The sequence below is a fragment of the Methanosarcina sp. A14 genome (assembly GCF_001729375.1).
In the GTDB taxonomy this organism is placed as follows: domain Archaea; phylum Halobacteriota; class Methanosarcinia; order Methanosarcinales; family Methanosarcinaceae; genus Methanosarcina; species Methanosarcina barkeri.
Genome location: NZ_LZPK01000214.1, coordinates 1 through 2,001 on the forward strand (window position 1 = coordinate 1; position 2,001 = coordinate 2,001).

Sequence of the window (2,001 nt, forward strand, 5' to 3'; positions counted from 1 at the left end):
ATTCATTTAAGAGGACATCTACGGAAAGACAGTTCCTTGATTATTCCTTGATTATTCCTTGATTATTCCTTGATTATTTTGTAATCCGCTTCATTGCCTCTTCCGAAATTCTGTCAGGAGTCCACGGTGGGTCCCAAACAAGCTCTATTTTTGCTTCTTTTACTCCTTCTATTGCCTCAACCTTTCGCTTCACATTCTCTATAATAAGCTCTCCCATAGGACAGCCAGGCATAGTTAGAGTCATTTTGATATGGACCAAATCTCCTTCTACTTCTACCCCATAAACAAGTCCAAGGTCAATAATGTTTATCGGAATTTCAGGATCATAGCATGTCTTTAGAACTTCGATAACTTCTTCTTTCGTAACGATGGTACCCTCTCCCTTAAGGTATGGATCTAGAGCAATTTTATGCTTTCCATTTAATAAAAAGGTGGATAGAATTAAATAAATTTCCCAGAACCTCAACATAGGCTATTCTTCGGTTTTGAAAAGCATGTCCCAGCAGTGAAATTATTAAAAAAAAACTACACGAATAGTTACCAAACAAGCCTAGTTACCAAACAAGCTAGTTACCAAACAAGCTAGTTACCAAACAAGCTAGTTACCAAACAAGCTAGTTACCAAACAAGCTTTTTTTCTAGATACACTAAGATGTACAGGACTGCATAAGCTTATCAAGGAACTTAATTCACTGAGAAAGTCATTTTCGAACGTTAAATTATATATAAAAATCCTCTTAATTACTCTTATTGTAAAATAAACACAATGGGGGAGTGAAGTATAGCCGATAGTTCAGATAAAGTTGTTGAAAATATTCCAGGACCTTATTATTGTGACTATAACTGTATAGCCTGTAATCTCTGTGTGGATACTGCACCTGAAAACTTCAAGATGAATGACGACGAATCCAATGCCTATGTATATAAGCAGCCTGAAAATGATGAAGAAAAAGAACTTTGTGAAGAAGCGTTAGAAGCCTGCCCGGTTAGCGCAATAGGAAATGACGGCTAAAGTGATGGTTGAAATAATTTATTTGATTCAACTCATAAGGTGAGAAGTCCCCTTCCTAGACAATTTCTGGCGAAAGCCGGAAAGTGGCAGATGGGGTTGAAAGCCGTCAACTTTATAAAATAACCTTTAACAAAAAACCATTTATTTCTTTAAAACATGTAATATGAGGATGTTAAAAGCCTACAAGTATCGAATTTACCCTACTAAAGGCCAGAAAAAACTTATAAAAGTTCATTTTGGAGCCTGTAGATTTGTCTATAATTGGGCTTTAGAACAGAAAATAAAAACTAAATCAATCTCAAGCACAGGCGGTTTGAAGGCACTCTGAAAACAGCAACCATTTCAAGATCCTACACTAGAAAAGATTATATCAGTATTCTTGTGGAAGATGGAAAAGAACTTCCTGTAAAGCAGGAATTCTCAGAATCTACTACAGTGGGAATAGAGTAGGTATTTCAGCGTGGAGTAGCTTCATAATAAAGTTAGAATACAAAGCAGATTGGTTCGGTAAAACTATCCTGAGAATAGGACATTTTGAACCCTCATCTAAACTTTGTAGTGTTTGCGGATATTATAATTCAGATTTGACATTAAAGGATAGAGAGTGGGAATGTCCTGATTGTAAAACAAAACATGATAGGGACATTAATGCTGCAATCAATATCAAAAAATTTTCACTTTATAATCAAAATTTTATAGTTATCTGACACCTGCGGAACGCGGGGAAGGGTTTGGGGACTTGTTCTCAAAAGATAAAGGAATGAACCAAGAAGCTTCTCCTTCGAAATTGAGCCGAAAGGCAAAGAATTCAGGGAGGGGCAGTTCACGCCAATTTTACTGGCTTTTTATCATTTTATTGGTTATTGTTGTCTTTATACCGTTTTCTTATTGTTTTTTCCTGCTATTGCTTTTTTATTGGTTTACATTTTCCCCGCAATTGTTTTTTCACTAATACTGCTTTTGTTGTTGTTCATTCTCAATTTCAGAAT

The 2,001-nt window shown here is 35.7% G+C and carries 2 protein-coding genes and 1 pseudogene; 2 read left to right on the forward strand and 1 reads right to left on the reverse strand.

Annotation, left to right across the window (positions count from 1 at the left end; all coding sequences use genetic code 11):
• Window positions 1–73: 73 nt before the first annotated feature.
• The gene (locus A9239_RS10845; RefSeq protein ID WP_048157021.1) at window positions 74–370 is read right to left on the reverse strand and encodes a metal-sulfur cluster assembly factor; all 297 of its coding nucleotides are present in this window, start codon (window positions 368–370) and stop codon (window positions 74–76) included.
• Between the two features lie 411 nt (window positions 371–781).
• Here A9239_RS10845 and A9239_RS10850 point away from each other — a divergent pair, with 411 nt between their 5' ends.
• Window positions 782–1,012 carry a ferredoxin gene (locus A9239_RS10850; protein WP_048116964.1) on the forward strand — a complete coding sequence of 77 codons (231 nt, stop codon included), beginning with the start codon at window positions 782–784 and terminating at the stop codon, window positions 1,010–1,012.
• 169 nt (window positions 1,013–1,181) lie between these two features.
• Window positions 1,182–1,719 (forward strand): annotated as a pseudogene (locus A9239_RS18360) (zinc ribbon domain-containing protein).
• The last annotated feature ends 282 nt before the right edge of the window (window positions 1,720–2,001 follow it).